Genomic DNA, 16,207 nt, shown 5'->3' on the forward strand with positions numbered 1-16,207 from the left:
CTTATACCACGAATGCCCAAAGCAGTGAAGAAATCGAAGAAATGGTCAAACTGCAGACTGCAGGAAGTGACGCCAATAGTGTATATTACAGCGGAATGTCCTATTTTCCGTTAGGACTTGGGCAGGTTTTTAGCATCATAAACCAAACAGTTGAACACGAACTCATTGTGACAGAAGTATCACACCTTTCACAGGTACACGGAAATTATACGTGTCATTTCAAAGCGATTCCGGCAGATGTTGCAGCACCTCATTATATAGACGTAAATGTATTTGCCAAAGCAGAAACACAACCAGCGAAGGTAAAAGACAATAACGATCCGGAAGGATTAGGGCGTGTAAAAGTACAGTTCAACTGGGCAGGCGGAAACAATTCAAGTGAATGGCTACGAATGATACAGCCACACTCAGGTTCAGGAAAAGGATTTTACTTTATTCCGGAAATCGGTGAAGAGGTTTTAGTAGGTTTTGAAGGCGACAATGCACAGAATCCGTATGTTTTAGGAACACAATATAATGGAAGCGCTACCAGTGGTTATGCAGATGGTCAAAATAATGTAAAGGCAATTCACACGCGTTCAGGAATCAAATTTATTTTGAATGACGGTGAAGGAAGTATTTTGATTGAAGATCCAAGCGGTAATACCTGGAAAATGGATGGTCAGGGAAATATTGATGTTAATGCGCCAAAGAATTTGACTTTGAACGCTGGAGAAAATGTTAATATTACCGCTGGTAAAAATGTTTCTGTTAGTGCAGGCGAGGATGTTGATGTTGATGCAGGTAAAGATGTTTTACAAAGTGCAGGGAATGATATTACTATGAATGCAGGCGGAGATATTAATGAAAGCGGAGATAATAAAACTGAAATCATAGAAAAAGCATACATTAGAAGTTCACTAGAATCGACAAATCATGCTGAAGAAGTTACCATTTTTAGTACCAAAGAAAATATGCTTTTAGAAAGCACCAGTAAAACGGTAGAAATAAATAGTGTGGAAAAATCAAATTTCTTTTAATAAATAATATTTATGGCAATTAATAAAACAGCAAAGAATTTAAATATAAAAATAAAAAATACTCACACGAGTTTTTCAGGTACTATGCACGAAACCGCGGAAAAAATTGTAATAGTGGCAACAAAAGAAAATTTGACATTCATTTCAGGAAAAAAGATAAATATAAAAGGTAATAAATCTTAATAAATGAGTAATATAATATTTGGAAAACCAAGATTTGAACCACCAAAAGAAGATAATAAAGAAAGGAATGATGTTTATCTAGGTGTTTTCTTTGACGGAACCTCAAACAATAGAGAAAATATAGAAGGAAGGAGAAAGAATCCTGAATTAAAAAATACCTCTGCGTCAAATAAGGATGGGTCAAACACCAGTTATGGAAACGATCATTCTAATGTAGACAGATTGGAAAAAGCATATCCCAAAAATAAAGGAAACCATTATTATTCAGTTTATGTAGAAGGAATTGGAACTAAAAATCCGGATAAAAATGACGATGGTACACTTGATTATTACGGCGATTTTACCCGTGGTCAGGGATATGGTACTGGAGAAACAGGACTTTTTGAAAAAGTAGAAAAAGGATGTCAGGATATTGTAAGAAAATTAAAAAAAGAAAAAGAGAAAAATATAAGCACCTTGTATGTAGATATCTTTGGTTTTAGCCGAGGAGCTACAGCAGCCCGTATTTTTGTTAATGAATTGTATAAGGTAAAAAATCCCAGAGATAAAGACAGTTATAATCTGGGGAATTTAGGCAAAGCATTTAAGGAACTGAGCTATAAAGTAAAACCCTATCGAGTAAAAATACGATTTTTAGGATTATACGATACAGTCTCCTCTTACGGCAGTAATGTTTTTGATGATATTGATACTGACAAAGTACCACTACAAATTCCTATTGTTGGGTTTACCGTACATCTTACCGCAGAAGACGAATACCGTGAGAATTTCCCCCTTACCAATATTGCCAGTGCGGGAGCTAACAGCATTGAGCTTACACTTCCGGGATGTCACTCAGATATTGGAGGAGGATATAAAAATGGAGAAGAAATTGTAATACTTACAGAATCTGCTCCGATAATTGAAGCTGAAAAAAAACATGTGCTGGAGCAAGGATGGTTTCTGCCAGACCAGCTGAAAGAAAGACCTCCACTAGTTCCTTATTATTTAAAAGGCACAAGGACTCTGAGTAATAAATACAGTTTTGTAATTCTACACCTCATGGCAGAATTTGGAAAACGCAAATATAAAATCCCATGGAAATATAAGATTCTCAATGAAGATTATAAGATTCCAAAAGAATTAAATAAAGTTAAAGAGCGAATAGATGAATATGCTTTCGAAGGAAAACCTAAAATGAAATTTTACACAAAAAAACAAATAGAATTGAAACGAAAAAAAGAATGGAAAAACCAACAAGAGATTAATGATTTTAATACAATGGTTACTGACTATTATTTGCTGCCAGGCTTACGTAACAAGTATTTGCACTGTTCTGCCAGTATGGACGGCATAGGAATGGAACCCCAGATGGACAATCTAAGTAACATCATTAGAAAACGAAAAAAAATATCAGGATAATGTTATGAAAAAACCTTTTAAATTATTTATACTAATAACGTTGCTAAATATAACGCTCAACTCTTGCCAAGACAAAATGAAAGAAAAAAAATATTTTTGGGATGCTTCTGTTTGTACTCCAAAAAATTATCCTGCCGAGATTTTTTCAGGACATTTATTATTAAGTGACCAACCCCAAAGCGGTTATGTTTATATACCTTTTGGGGAAATTATAAATAGCTATGATCTTGGAGATAATGATGGTTCTTCGTCCGGAGAAGCTACCGGAATAGTTCCTAAAATACTGGATATAACATGGCTTTCTTATATAGAAAATAAAAGTTATTCGGGGATTTTTAAATTGGATTCTGAAAAAATAAAATCATTAATGATAAATGGGAGCGAGAGTCCCTATTGGGATGTTGAAACTAAAAAAGTTGGTATTGTAAAAGATTTCGATTTTACGATTAATACAGGTTTATTTCCTGGAGGAATGGTGGTGGTATATGTATGGAGTCCAACTAATATGACTATTGTAGGGCGCTATCAGGCACACGTTGATAATAATGTTGATTGGGAAATTGCTCATGAAACAATGAAAGATAAAGAAGGCATTACTAAATATGTCAATTATATGAATGAAGATTTACCACAAGATATATTAGACCAGATTAAAAACGGGACAATTCCCTTTGGGTATTGGGAAACTCTTTTTAAAAAATATCCTATCACGCCAATTGTTAAAAAAGAAGACAAAGTAGAGACTATCGGAATTAATTATATTAATGGAGAGTTTGAATCGATTTTTTTGAGTTTAAACGGCAATGTAATGCCAATAAAAGAACGAGCAGTTCCCCGAAAAATAAATATTGTCTGGCATGATGTTAATAACAGACGCATGGAGAGTGATATTTTCTTTGATGAAAAAAAGTCCAAAGCCATTTTTGAGACTATCAAAACAAAAGAAAAAATCAACTTTATAATCGAAATAGATCGGAATACAAAACCTCGTGAAACAAAAGGAATTTCGATAAAACTAAAAACAGCAACTGCTGAAATAGAAATGAAAGATGCCATTATTTCGCAGGAATCGTTTACTAAACCTACTCCTTATTGATGTTTTTTGAGTTAAAGATTGAAATGCCTCCGAAATTTCAGAGGCATTTTGTTTCATTCTTATAAATATTTTTAAATCAATCCATTCAATTCGGTTAATAATGTTTCCTAAATCTTCAGGATTATCAACAAAATTAATTGGCAAAATCAATAATCAGTAATTTTTTCCTTTGGCGTAAGTCTGAATCCAGGCTTCGTATCTTTCGTTCAGTAGATATAGAAACCCAGATGGATCACTTAAGTAACATTATTAGAAAACGAAAAAAAATTTCAGGATAGTCTTATGAAAAAAACTTTTAAATTATTTATACTAACAGCGTTGCTAAATATAACGCTCATCTCATGTCAAGATAAAATGGAAGAAAAAAAATATAATTGGACAGCTGCTGTCTGTACACCTAAAAACTACCCTACCGAGATTTTTTCAGGACATTTATTATTAAGTGACCAACCGAAAAGCGGTTACGTTTATATGCCTTTTAATAGAATAATAAATAGCGAGGATTTAGGAGATAATGATGGCTCTTCGTCTGGAGAAGCTACAGGAATAGCTCCTAAAATACTGGATATAACATGGCTTTCCTATACAGAAAACAAAAGTTATTCGGGTATTTTTAAACTGGATTCTGAAAAAATCGAAGCATTAATGATAAACGGTAGTGAAAGACCTTATTGGGATGTTGAAACTAAAAAAGTTGGTATTGTAAGAGATTATCATTTTGTTATTAATGCTGGATTGTTCCCTGGAGGAATGGTCGTTTTGTATGTATTTAGTCAATCAAATATGACTATTGTAGGAAGGTATGAGGCGCAAGAGGATAAAACCGTAGATTGGGAAATTGCTCATGAAACAATGAAAGATAAGGAAGGCATTACTAAATATGTCAATTATATGAATGAAGATTTACCACAAGATATATTAGACCAGATTAAAAACGGGACAATTCCCTTTGGGTATTGGGAAACTCTTTTTAAAAAATATCCTATCACGCCAATTGTTAAAAAAGAAGACAAAGTAGAGACTATCGGAATTAATTATATTAATGGAGAGTTCGAATCGATTTTTTTGAGTTTAAACGGCAATGTAATGCCAATAAAAGAACGAGCAGTTCCCCGAAAAATGAATATTGTCTGGCATGATGTTAATGACAGACGCATGGAAAGTGATATTTTCTTTGATGAAAAAAAGTCCAAAGCCATTTTTGAGACTATCAAAACAAAAGAAAAAATCAACTTTATAATCGAAATAGATCGGAATACAAAACCTCGTGAAACAAAAGGGATTTCGATAAAACTAAAAACAGCAACTGCTGAAATAGAAATGAAAGATGCCATTATTTCGCAGGAATCGTTTACTAAACCTACACCTTACTAATGTTTTTTTGCATGAAAAATTGTGAATAATAATTTACTTTATTCCTGAAATTGATGAAGAGGTTTTGGTAGGCTTTGAAGGAAACAATGCACAGAACCCATATGTTTTGGGAACACAATACAATGGAAGCCAATCCAGCGGTTATGCAGACGGTCAGAATAATGTAAAGGCAATTCACACCCGCTCAGGAACCAAAATTATTCTGAACGATGGGGATGGAAGTATTTTGATTGAAGATCCAAGCGGTAATACCTGGAAAATGGATGGTCAGGGGAATATTGATGTGAATGCGCCAAAAACTTTTTCTGTGAATGCTACAGATATTAATTTGTCAGCAAGTAAAAATATTAGTGTGAACGCAGGAATGAATATTTCTGAAAGTGCAGGAGGAGATAAATCTACCACTATTGGAATGATGTATAATACATTTGTGGGTGGAGATAGTCTGACAAATATAACAGGAGAATTACATGAAATAGTTGAAGGGAACAGAAATTCTACATCCAAAAAATCGATTTCTGTTCATGATGATTATCAAATGAATGTTGCAAAAGATAAAAAAATACATTCAGAGGGAGATTTTCATGTAAATAGCGCAGAACAAACTAATATACATTAAATTATGACAATTTACAGAAGTTCCAAAGGTAACTTTGAACAACACGAAGAAGTTGAAATATTTACTAAAAAGTACACATCAAATGTCGGTGGTAAAGCATCATTTACATGTGATGGGCAAAAGTATTTTGGAGAACCAGAAAAAGCGCCTGAGAAAAAAGAAGAAGATAAAACAACACTATTTTATGAAACAGACGGACATTACAGTACAGTGTATTTGGTTTGTTTAATGTTGGGAATGAAAGAAGCTGATGCCGAAGAATTAGCAATTGCTGCTGAAGCTCCAGACACTACAATTCATAGCGAAATGGATTTTGAATTAAATGATACCTGGATAAGTCCAGATTATCAGGGACCAGTGCATTCTCTCACGGGAGGATTTCATGGAATTGAAGAATTTATGACAGCAGTAAAATTCTTATGGCTAAAAATTGACACTAATAACCGTGAAGATTCGATACGTCAATTAGGAGAACTGCTTAATAGATTTGGTGATACTTATGCACATTCTAAATTAGACAATATAAGACCAAAAAAAATATCTGCTTATGATTTACATTCTAGTGACAAAAATTTATCTCTTGCGATTGCCAGTTGGAAAGGCCAGGGAGGGAAATCATTGGCAAAAGATGTAGAACCTTGGATTGTCTTTATTAATTTTTATACTAAAAAATATGGATATTCTTTTTTAACTAATGATGATTATCAACGAGAAGCTTTTAATGGTAAAACCCTAACTGAAGTGCTTAGAGATATCTACCTTATAAAACCTAGTGATAAATTTAAAATGTATGGAGGAGGTTATTTTACAACTGAACATCTAACCATTGATGGTGGTAATCCAGATATGATATACATACGCTCTGATTGGTATCTAAACTATGTAAAAAATTTAGCTTGGTTATTAGCATTAAAATTTGAGTTAGATTTAAATAAATTCAATATAACTGTTTTTGAAAAAATGACAAATTTTGCTACTGAAAACAAATGTTCTTTAAGAGGAATTATAGATTATGAGATCGCTAAAAAAAGAGGTAGAAGAGAGTTTTATATACCTGTTTTTTACAGTAGCCCGACTAGATTAGCTGCCTCGGGAGATGCCCTTGCAAATACAGATTATTTGAAAAGTGCAAAAATGGCAAAAGAATTTACGACTAAATATATGATGTACGAAGGCAATTATCCAATTCCGTTGGAAGGAGAAGAAATAACAAGTTTATTAAACATAAAGTTTAGTTTTGTTACGGATAATTATTTTTATTATACAAATGCTTATAAATTAAAATTTTAATGAAAAAAATAGTATACATAGGTCTTTTAATTTTTCTGGTTCATTTTTTTGTTCTGCTTGGTTTCTTGGCAAGATTAGATAATTATGTTCCAAAACATTATGAAGGAACAGGTCATGCTATATTTACTGCAATTGCAATGTTTATAACATTTGTCATTTATACTTTAACGATCATTCTTGTTATTATCGAAAATCGAATGAAATTTGATTATAAGGGCATAATGATGTTTCTGGTTTTAGGTAATTGTTTACAACAGTTTTATATAAATTCTTTTTATCAATTCAGGCTATTTACGAGACCAGAAAGTTATGATACGATAGGAAAAGTAATCATTTTAACATATTTTCTGTTTGAATTAATTTTAACTTTTTATGTAATCAATAGATTGTATAAATCAGAAAACAATTAAATTCTAATGAATAACGGTTATATAACTTATTAATTTATTTTAACTATTATTCTTTTTATGGGAATCTTTTGCAAAAAAAAACAAAATGCCTCCGAAATCTCAGAGGCATTTTGTTTTTTTATTAAATATGTTTTTAAAACAATCCATTCAATTCGGCATCAATCCTGTTGATGATGTTTCCTAAATCTTCAGGGTTGTCGACAAAATTAATGTTGTCAACATCAATAATCAGTAATTTTCCTTTGGCGTAAGTCTGAATCCAGGCTTCGTATCTTTCGTTGAGGCGGCTCAAATAATCGATCGATATAGAGTTCTCGTATTCGCGCCCGCGTTTGTGGATTTGTCCAACAAGGTTCGGAATAGAACTTCTTAAATAAATCAATAAATCAGGCGGTTTTACCAATAATTCCATTAATTCAAATAAGGAAGTGTAGTTTTCAAAATCACGGGTGGTCATTAAACCCATTGAATATAAATTGGGAGCAAAAATATGTGCATCTTCATAAATCGTTCTGTCCTGAATAATTTTTTTTCCGCTTTCACGAATTTGCTGCACCTGACGGAATCTGCTGTTTAAGAAATAAATTTGCAAATTAAATGACCAGCGTTCCATCTGGTGGTAAAAATCATCCAGATACGGATTATCAACAACATCTTCATAATGGGGTTCCCATTTAAAATGTTTGGCCAGTAATTTGGTCAGAGTGGTTTTTCCTGCGCCTATATTTCCTGCTATTGCTATGTGCATTACGGTATTACGATTTTATAATTGGTAATTTCTTTAGCTGTAAAAATAGATAAAATTTGGTCTTTGTAGTAGAATTTATTTAAGGATTTTTCGGCAACAGCAATTTCAGAAACGGTTTCAGATCCGTCATTATGAATGTCTTTAAAAAACAGCAAATTATCTTTTGTGAAAAGATATTGCTTTGAACTTAAAATCAATATTTTATCGTAATCAGGAATTTTGCCTAATGAGGTTGTCTTACCAAAAATATCGCAGGAAAACCAATTGTTTTTTTCATCGATCCAGTAAAAAGTATTGAAATCTGTCTGATAGAATTTGATGTTTTCTGTTAGAGGGGTAGAAACAGTTTTGTAATCGTTTTTTAAATAATCAAAAAGACCAATTTGCTGGTTAAGGGTGTTGTAGATCCATAATTGATTTTGAGTAGACATGCCAATTGCCGTAACCACAATCGGAACATTATTCTGAGAAAAATTAATTTCGGTAACTTTATTCAATTGATTGTCCAGCAGCACAACACTGTTGAAGTCTTCGTAAAACAACACTATTTTAAGTGGATTCAGGATGTCGGTTTTAGTAATTTTTCCCAATGAAACATTTTTATATTCAAAAGTTTCGCTCCCTTTTATTTTTCTGAAAACATTGTTTTTTATCAGATACGAAAATCCAAAAGAATCATAACCTGAAAATTCATCAGCATCAATGACAACATGGGAATCCGGTACCTGAATTTTCTTTTGGTTTTGCGCAAAAACAGGTGGAAAAGTACAGACTATAAAAAGTAAAAATAAAATTTTGTGCTGTTTTATGCTCATTTGAATTAATTTCTAAAAAGCCAAATTACAAAAAACTGTAGTCAAAATGTTTTTTTAGCCTCAATTTGGTATTTAAACTTTTTAAGATCCTAATAGTCTAAGTAATAAGAGATTTTGTCTATGCTTAACGTGTATTGATATAATTAATTTTTTGCATTTTAAAAATAATAATACATTTGAATGTAGGTTTTATCGGATTTACTCACTTTAAAGGAAAAAAAATGAAAAAGATATTTTTTTATATGACTTTGATGCTTGTCTCTACACAAATTCAGGCGCAAAAAGATTTTCAGGGAATGGCTGTTTACGAGTCAAAAACACAAGCGCCGAAGTTTGAAGGAATGCGAGGAAACAGAGATATCACGCCGGAAATGCAGAAAAATATGGAAGAGCGTATGAAAAAAATGCTCGAAAAAACATTCATTTTAAACTTTGATAAATCTGCATCTATTTATAAGGAAGAAGAAAAACTGGAAACACCTGGCCAACAGCAGGGAGGTTTTCGTATGATGTTTGGTTCGCTTACCGGAGGCGGAGGCACTTTCTATAAAGATGTCAAAACAAAAACCTATACGATTGACAAGGAATTTATGGGTAAGGAATTTCTTGTAGTGGATTCGCTGCCAAAGTTAAACTGGAAATTAGAACAGGAAACCAAATTAATAGGAGGTTACAACTGTTACAAAGCAACTGCGGTAAAAGAAGCCAGTAAAACTGATTTTAGAAATTTCAGGCCTAAAAATAATGATGATAAAAAAGATGAAGTGAAAAAGACTTCCGGAGAGACCAAAACAAATTTTGCAGACAATTTTGAAATACCAAAAGAAATTGTTGTAACGGCATGGTATACACCAGAAATTCCGGTAAATCAGGGGCCAGAGAATTATTGGGGACTTCCGGGTTTAATTTTAGAAATCAACGATGGAACAACAACCATTTTATGTTCAAAAGTTGTCTTGAATGCGAAGGATAAAGTGGAAATAAAACCTTCTAAAAAAGGAAAAGTAATTTCTCAGAAAGAATACGATGAAACGGTTATTAAAAAAATGGAAGAGTTTAGGGAGATGAACCGTGGTCGTGCCGGAGGACCTCCTCCAATGGGAAGATAAAATTTCAAATTCTAAAGCCTAAAAATTGCTTCGCCTGTTTGCTAACACTCGAGTCCAAATCCCAATATTCTGATGAATAAAACACTTTTTATTTTTGCCTTACTTTTTACTTCTATATGCTTTTCTCAAAGTGTCCGTTTTGATGGATTCATTCAGGATGACCAGAAAAATCCCTTGGAAATGGCCAATATTATGGCTGTTAATAATGCTACAAAAGCAATGGATTCGTATGGAATAACCAATGACAAAGGAAAGTTTCAACTAACCTTAAAACCAAATACGGCTTACACCATTAAAGTAAGTTATCTGGGAATGAAATCCAAGGAAATTGCATTGACTACTAAATCTGAAAATATTGCTCAAAATATTGTTTTGGATGGAGCCGGAATCGAATTGGAAGGTGTTGAGATTGTTCGAGAAATGCCGGTTTCTATAAAAGGGGATACCATTGTGTATAATGCAGATTCTTTTAAATCCGGAACCGAAAGAAAACTGGAAGATGTCTTGAAAAAATTGCCTGGCGTTGAGGTAAATGCAGATGGAGAGATTGAAGTTGAAGGGAAAAAAGTCAGCAAACTTATGGTTGAAGGAAAAGACTTTTTTGACGGAGATACCAAATTGGGGGTTAAAAATATTCCGGCTGATGCGATTGATAAAATTCAGGTTCTTAGAAACTATAATGAAGTAAGCGCTTTAAAAGGTCTTGAAAACGATCAGGATAATGTGGCGATGAACATCAAATTAAAAGAAGGAAAAAAGAATTTTTGGTTTGGAGATGTTACCGCAGGAGTTGGGGTGGCAGAACTCGACAGTCGTTATATCATCAATCCGAAATTATTTTATTACAGCCCAAAATACAGTATCAATCTAATCACGAATTTTAATAATATCGGAGAATTACCAATTACGGCTCAGGATTATTTTAAGTTCACAGGAGGATTTAAAAATATGATGAAAAAGGGAGGAAGCAATTTTAATGTTTCTTCGAATGATTTGGGAATTTCACTTTTAAGGAATAACCGCGCTAAGGAAATCGAAACCAAATTTGGTGCTACAAATTTCGCGTATTCGGTTAATAAAGCATGGAATATTAGCGGTTTCGGAATTCTTTCAGCTTCCAAAACAGATTTAGAAACCAAATCTCAGACTACGTATTTAGGTTCTGGGGATCAGGAAAAGCGTGATGAAAATACAAATCAGAAGAATAATTTGGGACTTTTTAAACTGAGTTCAACTTATAAACCGAACGATAAATTTCAGTTTGATTATGATATCTTAACCAAATTGACAAAGCAAGAAGAATATTCAGATTTACTGCGTGAATCGGTTGTAACAAATGTGGCTACTTCAGAAACTATTTTAACTACAAAAAAACAAGATCCGACGTCAATAAATCAGAATTTGAATTTGTATTATACACAAAGCACGAAAAATATTTTTGCTTTTGAAATGCAGCATTTATATCAGGATGAAAATCCTTTTTATAATGCCAATCTGCAGTCACTTCCTTTCCCTTTGTCGGGATATGTTGAACAAACGCGAAATGATTACAATCAGAACCGTTTTGTAAAAACTAATAAACTGGATGCCAAACTGGATTATTATTATATGGTAACACCAAAAAGCAATATCAATATTACTTTAGGAAATACGTATTCCTATCAAAATTTTAATTCTCACATTTTTCAAATATTGGATAACGGCGAAAGAAATGATTTGAATAACACTGAAAATAATAATGATGTAGATTACAGATTTAATGATGCCTTTTTAGGGTTTCATTATAAAATCCTAACAGGAAAATTTACTTTGACGCCTGGCGTAAGTCTGCATACTTACCAAATGACAAACGGACAACTGGGCTCTGATTATTCTCAGAGTTTTGTAAAAGTGCTGCCGGATTTCTTTGCGTTATATCAAATCAAAAAATCAGAAACATTAACCTATAATTTTTCTTTGACCAATGATTTTACGGATATTAATCAATTAGCAGAGGGATATGTTTTGTCTAATTACAGCAATTTGTTTCGTGGAAATCGCACTCTGGAAAATGCAACTTCACAAGTGCATTCACTTCGTTATTTTAAATATAATATGTTCAATTTCGAAAATATTTTTGCTAATGCTACTTACACAAGAAAAGTTGATGCGATTAAAACTGAAGCTAAGTTTGATGGAATTAACCAATTTTCAGTTCCTTATAACTCTAATTTAGCCGATGAAACTTTCTCCGGAATGGGAGCTTATGGACGTTCGTTTTTAAAAAATTACAAGGCCTCAGTCAATGCAAGTTTAAACTGGTCAAAGTTTAATAATAAACAAAATGGTGATTTTACAACAACAGAAAGTTTTATTCAGAGTTATACAGTGAGAGCTTCAACAAATTATAAAAATCTTCCGAACATTGAATTCGGATACAATCTCCTTGTTAATAAATACAGTGGCTCTACTTTTTATACAGATAAACCTTTTGTAAAATTAGATTACTATTTTTTAAACAGTTTTTCTTTTGTGTCAGAATATGAATTCTATCATTATTACAACGGAGATAAATCTGTTGATAACGAATATGATTTTTTGAGCGCGAGTTTAATTTATCAAAAGAAGGATAGCAAATGGGAATATAAAGTAGCAGCAACCAATTTGCTAAACACCAGATATCTTAATGATGACAGTTTCTCGCAGTTTTCTACACGGGTTTCTCAATATACAGTCCAGCCGAGATACATCATTTTTTCTATGAAATATAATTTATAAAACACAGGAAAATAAGTGTCAGGCGGAGTCGAAGTTCTTTCGAATAAAGGTCTTTGAATGGTAATTTTTAGAGGCTTTTTTTGTGTCTTATTTTTTGATTTTTATCATCTGGATGAAATGTTAGCTCTGCTTTGATTGTTACATTTTTAGCAGTATTTAGCTTCTAAAGGTGTTTTTCGTTTCTAAATCACTAAGTTTGGGATATTAAATTAAGGAATATGAAAAACAAATTAATCTTGCTTTTAATTGCTTCCGGCAGTGTGATGTTTTCTCAGGCAGTTAAAAAACCATTAGTTTCGGCTATTACAGATAAAGATCTTAGAACCGATATGTACCAAATGGCCGGTGATCATTTTAACGGCCGTGAAGCAGGAACTTTAGATGAACTGAAAGTGTCAATGTGGCTTGCCAACAAAGCTAAAGAGGCTGGAATGGCACCTGCGGGTGATGACGGAACTTATTTTCAGTTTTTTGATTTATACAGGCATCAGGTTACGGCAAACACAAAGTTTAAAATTGGTCAGAAAACCTATAAATTATGGAGTGAGGTTTTAGTAGCTGAAACAACTAATATTAAGGTAGAAGCTCCTTTGCTATATTTGGGAACAGCGACTAAGGCAGAAATAGAAAAAACAGATGTTAAAGGAAAAGCAGTTGTAATTTTGGCTTCGAAAGAAGGTATTTCAGATGAAATTTCTCTTTTTGACAGACGTTATCCGGGTCTGGTAAAACAAAAATATTACGATTTATTGCTTTCAAAAGGAGCTGCGGCACTAATACTCGTAGCGGATGATTTAGGAGAGCAGAGCTGGTCACAAGTAGAACCGCAAATGACAAGAGGCGTTTACGGGATTGAGGGTTTTAGGGATAAAATACCGGTACCTCCTAGAATGCCTGCGTTTTGGCTGCACAAGGATCAGTTAGAATATTTGAAAAATACAAAAGATCTATTGTCGACAGAAGTAGTTTCTGAAACCTATAAATATCCATCTGTAAATGTGGTTGGAAAAATTGAAGGAACAGATGCGAAGCTAAAAAATGAATATGTGCTTTTCAGCGGACATCAGGATCATGATGGTGTGAGACAAAAATACGGTCAGGATTCCATTTATAACGGTGCCGATGATAATGCAAGTACCTGTGTGGCAATGCTGGCAATTGCCAGGGCTTATAAAAAACAACCGGGAAAAAGAACTGCTTTATTTGTTTTTCATGGTTCAGAAGAAAGAGGATTGTTAGGTTCAAGCTGGTATGCATCGCATCCAACCGTTCCTGAAAAAGACATTATCGCAGTATTAAACGGAGATATGATCGGAAGAAACAATGTCAATCAGGCGGCATTATTAGGCTCAAGTTCTCCTCATGAAAATTCATCAGATTTAGTAGCAATTGCAAAAAAAGCCAATGATGAAGGACCAAAATTTGATCTGGATAAACTTTGGGACAGACCGGAACATCCGGAGTATTTTTACTTCCGTTCCGATCATTTGCCTTATGCGCGCAAAGGAATTCCTGCGGTCTTTTTTACAAGTGTTTTACATAGCGAATACCATACGCCAATGGACGAATCAGAAAATATTGATTACGTAAAACTGCGCAAAATGACAGAATGGATGTACCGCACTGGTTGGATATTGTCAAACGATTTAAATCGTCCTAAAACATTACCAAATGTAAAATTGGAAAGATAAAAGGCTATTTGATAAAAAATAAAAAACCCGATTTCTTGTTGAAATCGGGTTTTTGTATGTTTAAGAATAAAGTAGTTGTCAAAAATCTAACAATCTAAGTTAGTCTAATATTCTAAATTAAAGTCCAAAAGCAGTTTTTACCTGATCGACAAAATCAAGTTTTTCCCATGTAAACAATTCAACAGTAACTGTTTTTTCGTTTCCGCCTGGAGCAGAGAAAGTTTTAGTTACAGTTTCCGGTTTACGTCCCATGTGTCCGTAAGCAGCAGTTTCGCTATAGATTGGGTTTCTTAATTTCAAACGTTGTTCGATAAAGTAAGGACGCATATCAAAGATAGCTTCTACTTTTTTAGCGATTTCACCGTTTGTTAAGTTTACTTTAGAAGTTCCGTAAGTTTCAATGAAAATTCCCATTGGTTCAGCAACTCCAATTGCGTAAGAAACCTGAACTAAGATTTCGTCAGCAACACCAGCAGCAACTAAGTTTTTAGCGATATGACGAGTTGCATAAGCAGCACTTCTATCAACTTTACTTGGATCTTTTCCAGAGAATGCACCACCACCGTGAGCACCTTTTCCACCGTAAGTATCAACAATGATTTTTCTTCCTGTTAAACCAGTATCTCCGTGAGGTCCTCCAATAACGAATTTTCCTGTTGGGTTAATGTGGTAGTTGATTTTATCATTAAATAAGTGAGCGTGCTCTGGGTTTTTAGCGATAATTCTTGGAATCAAAATTTCGATGATATCTTTTTTGATTTTAGCCAACATTGCTGCTTCTTCATCAAAATCATCGTGTTGAGTTGAGATTACAATTGCATCGATACGAGTTGGTTTGTTATCGTCGCTGTATTCTAAAGTTACCTGAGATTTAGCATCCGGACGTAAATACGTGATTTCTTTGTTTTCACGTCTTAAAATTGCTAACTCTTGTAATAATTTATGAGATAAATCTAATGCAAGAGGCATGTAGTTTTCAGTTTCGTTTGTAGCGTAACCAAACATCATTCCCTGGTCACCAGCACCTTGCTCTTCTGGCTTAGCTCTGTCAACACCCTGGTTAATATCTGCTGACTGTTCGTGAATTGCTGAAAGAATTCCACAAGAATTCGCTTCAAACATATATTCACTTTTAGTATATCCAATTTTACGGATTACCTCACGTGCAATTTGCTGTACATCAAGATAAGTATTCGATTTTACTTCACCTGCTAAAATAACCTGACCAGTTGTTACTAAAGTTTCGCAAGCTACTTTTGAGTCAGCGTCAAATGCCAAAAAGTTGTCAATTAATGCATCCGAAATTTGATCTGCAACTTTGTCTGGATGCCCTTCACTAACAGATTCTGACGTAAATAAATAAGCCATAATAATGTAATAATAATGTATTAATTTAAAATTGAGCGGGAAAAATTGCTAAAAAGGGCTAAAGAAGAGTTTCTGCTTTAGCATTTTTTACTACTGAAATGAATCTTTCAGCATTCATAACAAATCATTTCATTATGAAGAGGTTGCAATCAGTTCAAATTTTTCCTCTGTATTCGCGTGCAAAGGTATGAAACCATTTTGATTTGCAAATTAAAGTTCACTTTTTTTTATTTTTTGAAGAGAAATTTAACATTATCATACTAAATTGATAGGGTAATAGAAATTAATTTGCTTTTTGTTTGGTGGTTTGAAAAAAAGTTCTCAAAT

General features: G+C 33.3%; 14 protein-coding genes and 1 pseudogene. 11 read left to right on the plus strand and 4 right to left on the minus strand.

The features are described from left to right. From AAEO57_RS18410 to AAEO57_RS18425, 4 genes are all read left to right on the plus strand, one after another. Positions 1 to 1,019: phage baseplate assembly protein V (locus AAEO57_RS18410; RefSeq protein WP_341694506.1), on the plus strand; the 1,019-nt coding region annotated here is incomplete at its 5' end. 12 nt (positions 1,020 to 1,031) lie between these two features. Continuing rightward, positions 1,032 to 1,202: a hypothetical protein gene (locus AAEO57_RS18415; protein WP_341694507.1), complete on the plus strand. Its 171-nt coding sequence runs from the start codon at positions 1,032 to 1,034 to the stop codon at positions 1,200 to 1,202. A 3-nt stretch (positions 1,203 to 1,205) separates the two neighbouring features. Next, entirely contained in the window at positions 1,206 to 2,603 is a 1,398-nt protein-coding gene (locus AAEO57_RS18420) for a T6SS phospholipase effector Tle1-like catalytic domain-containing protein (protein ID WP_341694508.1), read from the plus strand. Between the two features lie 76 nt (positions 2,604 to 2,679). Then, the gene (locus tag AAEO57_RS18425; RefSeq protein ID WP_341694509.1) at positions 2,680 to 3,699 is read left to right on the plus strand and encodes a DUF2931 family protein; all 1,020 of its coding nucleotides are present in this window, start codon (positions 2,680 to 2,682) and stop codon (positions 3,697 to 3,699) included. Positions 3,700 to 3,783: 84 nt separating this feature from the next. Here AAEO57_RS18425 and AAEO57_RS20895 read toward each other — a convergent pair. Next, positions 3,784 to 3,921 (minus strand): annotated as a pseudogene (locus AAEO57_RS20895) (deoxynucleoside kinase); the annotation flags it as partial. Between the two features lie 132 nt (positions 3,922 to 4,053). On the opposite strand from AAEO57_RS20895, the gene AAEO57_RS18430 reads away from it, so the two are divergent. From AAEO57_RS18430 to AAEO57_RS18445, 4 genes are read left to right on the plus strand one after another with little or no spacing between them, the layout of a single operon-like run. Continuing rightward, the gene (locus AAEO57_RS18430; protein WP_341694510.1) at positions 4,054 to 5,073 is read left to right on the plus strand and encodes a DUF2931 family protein; all 1,020 of its coding nucleotides are present in this window, start codon (positions 4,054 to 4,056) and stop codon (positions 5,071 to 5,073) included. Between the two features lie 40 nt (positions 5,074 to 5,113). Continuing rightward, a complete protein-coding gene (locus AAEO57_RS18435) occupies positions 5,114 to 5,692 on the plus strand; it encodes a hypothetical protein (RefSeq protein ID WP_341694567.1) in 579 nt (192 codons plus the stop codon). A gap of 3 nt (positions 5,693 to 5,695) precedes the next feature. Next, positions 5,696 to 6,982, plus strand: a complete 1,287-nt coding sequence (locus tag AAEO57_RS18440; RefSeq protein WP_341694511.1) for a hypothetical protein — start codon at positions 5,696 to 5,698, stop codon at positions 6,980 to 6,982. Beyond that, a complete protein-coding gene (locus AAEO57_RS18445; RefSeq protein WP_341694512.1) occupies positions 6,982 to 7,392 on the plus strand; it encodes a hypothetical protein in 411 nt (136 codons plus the stop codon). Before AAEO57_RS18440 ends, AAEO57_RS18445 begins: the two co-directional genes overlap by 1 nt. A 133-nt stretch (positions 7,393 to 7,525) precedes the next feature. Here AAEO57_RS18445 and AAEO57_RS18450 read toward each other — a convergent pair whose 3' ends face one another. Further along, a complete protein-coding gene (locus tag AAEO57_RS18450) occupies positions 7,526 to 8,140 on the minus strand; it encodes a deoxynucleoside kinase (RefSeq protein ID WP_341694513.1) in 615 nt (204 codons plus the stop codon). Then, positions 8,140 to 8,955: a hypothetical protein gene (locus AAEO57_RS18455; protein WP_341694514.1), complete on the minus strand. Its 816-nt coding sequence runs from the start codon at positions 8,953 to 8,955 to the stop codon at positions 8,140 to 8,142. Before AAEO57_RS18455 ends, AAEO57_RS18450 begins: the two co-directional genes overlap by 1 nt. A gap of 221 nt (positions 8,956 to 9,176) precedes the next feature. Between AAEO57_RS18455 and AAEO57_RS18460 the strand changes: the two genes are divergently transcribed. The 3 genes from AAEO57_RS18460 to AAEO57_RS18470 all read left to right on the plus strand — a co-directional run bounded on the left by AAEO57_RS18460 (position 9,177) and on the right by AAEO57_RS18470 (position 14,512). Further along, complete coding sequence (locus AAEO57_RS18460; RefSeq protein WP_341694515.1) at positions 9,177 to 10,064, plus strand: GLPGLI family protein; 888 nt, start codon at positions 9,177 to 9,179, stop codon at positions 10,062 to 10,064. 72 nt (positions 10,065 to 10,136) lie between these two features. Next, positions 10,137 to 12,821 carry a carboxypeptidase-like regulatory domain-containing protein gene (locus AAEO57_RS18465; RefSeq protein ID WP_341694516.1) on the plus strand — a complete coding sequence of 895 codons (2,685 nt, stop codon included), beginning with the start codon at positions 10,137 to 10,139 and terminating at the stop codon, positions 12,819 to 12,821. 218 nt (positions 12,822 to 13,039) lie between these two features. Next, the gene (locus AAEO57_RS18470; protein WP_341694517.1) at positions 13,040 to 14,512 is read left to right on the plus strand and encodes a M28 family metallopeptidase; all 1,473 of its coding nucleotides are present in this window, start codon (positions 13,040 to 13,042) and stop codon (positions 14,510 to 14,512) included. A gap of 117 nt (positions 14,513 to 14,629) precedes the next feature. On the opposite strand, the gene metK is transcribed toward AAEO57_RS18470, so the two are convergent. After that, entirely contained in the window at positions 14,630 to 15,880 is a 1,251-nt protein-coding gene (gene metK / locus AAEO57_RS18475; protein ID WP_341694518.1) for a methionine adenosyltransferase, read from the minus strand. Between the last annotated feature and the right edge of the window lie 327 nt (positions 15,881 to 16,207).

The organism is Flavobacterium calami, assembly GCF_038290035.1.
GTDB lineage: Bacteria > Bacteroidota > Bacteroidia > Flavobacteriales > Flavobacteriaceae > Flavobacterium > Flavobacterium calami.

Coding starts and splice junctions, on each gene's coding strand:
- AAEO57_RS18425 (WP_341694509.1), top strand. CDS start 2,680: ATGAAAGAAAAAAAATATTTTTGGGATGCTTCTGTTTGTACTCCAAAA.
- AAEO57_RS18450 (WP_341694513.1), bottom strand. CDS start 8,140: ATGCACATAGCAATAGCAGGAAATATAGGCGCAGGAAAAACCACTCTG.
- AAEO57_RS18465 (WP_341694516.1), top strand. CDS start 10,137: ATGAATAAAACACTTTTTATTTTTGCCTTACTTTTTACTTCTATATGC.
- AAEO57_RS18470 (WP_341694517.1), top strand. CDS start 13,040: ATGAAAAACAAATTAATCTTGCTTTTAATTGCTTCCGGCAGTGTGATG.
- AAEO57_RS18415 (WP_341694507.1), top strand. CDS start 1,032: ATGGCAATTAATAAAACAGCAAAGAATTTAAATATAAAAATAAAAAAT.
- AAEO57_RS18420 (WP_341694508.1), top strand. CDS start 1,206: ATGAGTAATATAATATTTGGAAAACCAAGATTTGAACCACCAAAAGAA.
- AAEO57_RS18430 (WP_341694510.1), top strand. CDS start 4,054: ATGGAAGAAAAAAAATATAATTGGACAGCTGCTGTCTGTACACCTAAA.
- metK (WP_341694518.1), bottom strand. CDS start 15,880: ATGGCTTATTTATTTACGTCAGAATCTGTTAGTGAAGGGCATCCAGAC.
- AAEO57_RS18445 (WP_341694512.1), top strand. CDS start 6,982: ATGAAAAAAATAGTATACATAGGTCTTTTAATTTTTCTGGTTCATTTT.
- AAEO57_RS18440 (WP_341694511.1), top strand. CDS start 5,696: ATGACAATTTACAGAAGTTCCAAAGGTAACTTTGAACAACACGAAGAA.
- AAEO57_RS18455 (WP_341694514.1), bottom strand. CDS start 8,955: ATGAGCATAAAACAGCACAAAATTTTATTTTTACTTTTTATAGTCTGT.
- AAEO57_RS18460 (WP_341694515.1), top strand. CDS start 9,177: ATGAAAAAGATATTTTTTTATATGACTTTGATGCTTGTCTCTACACAA.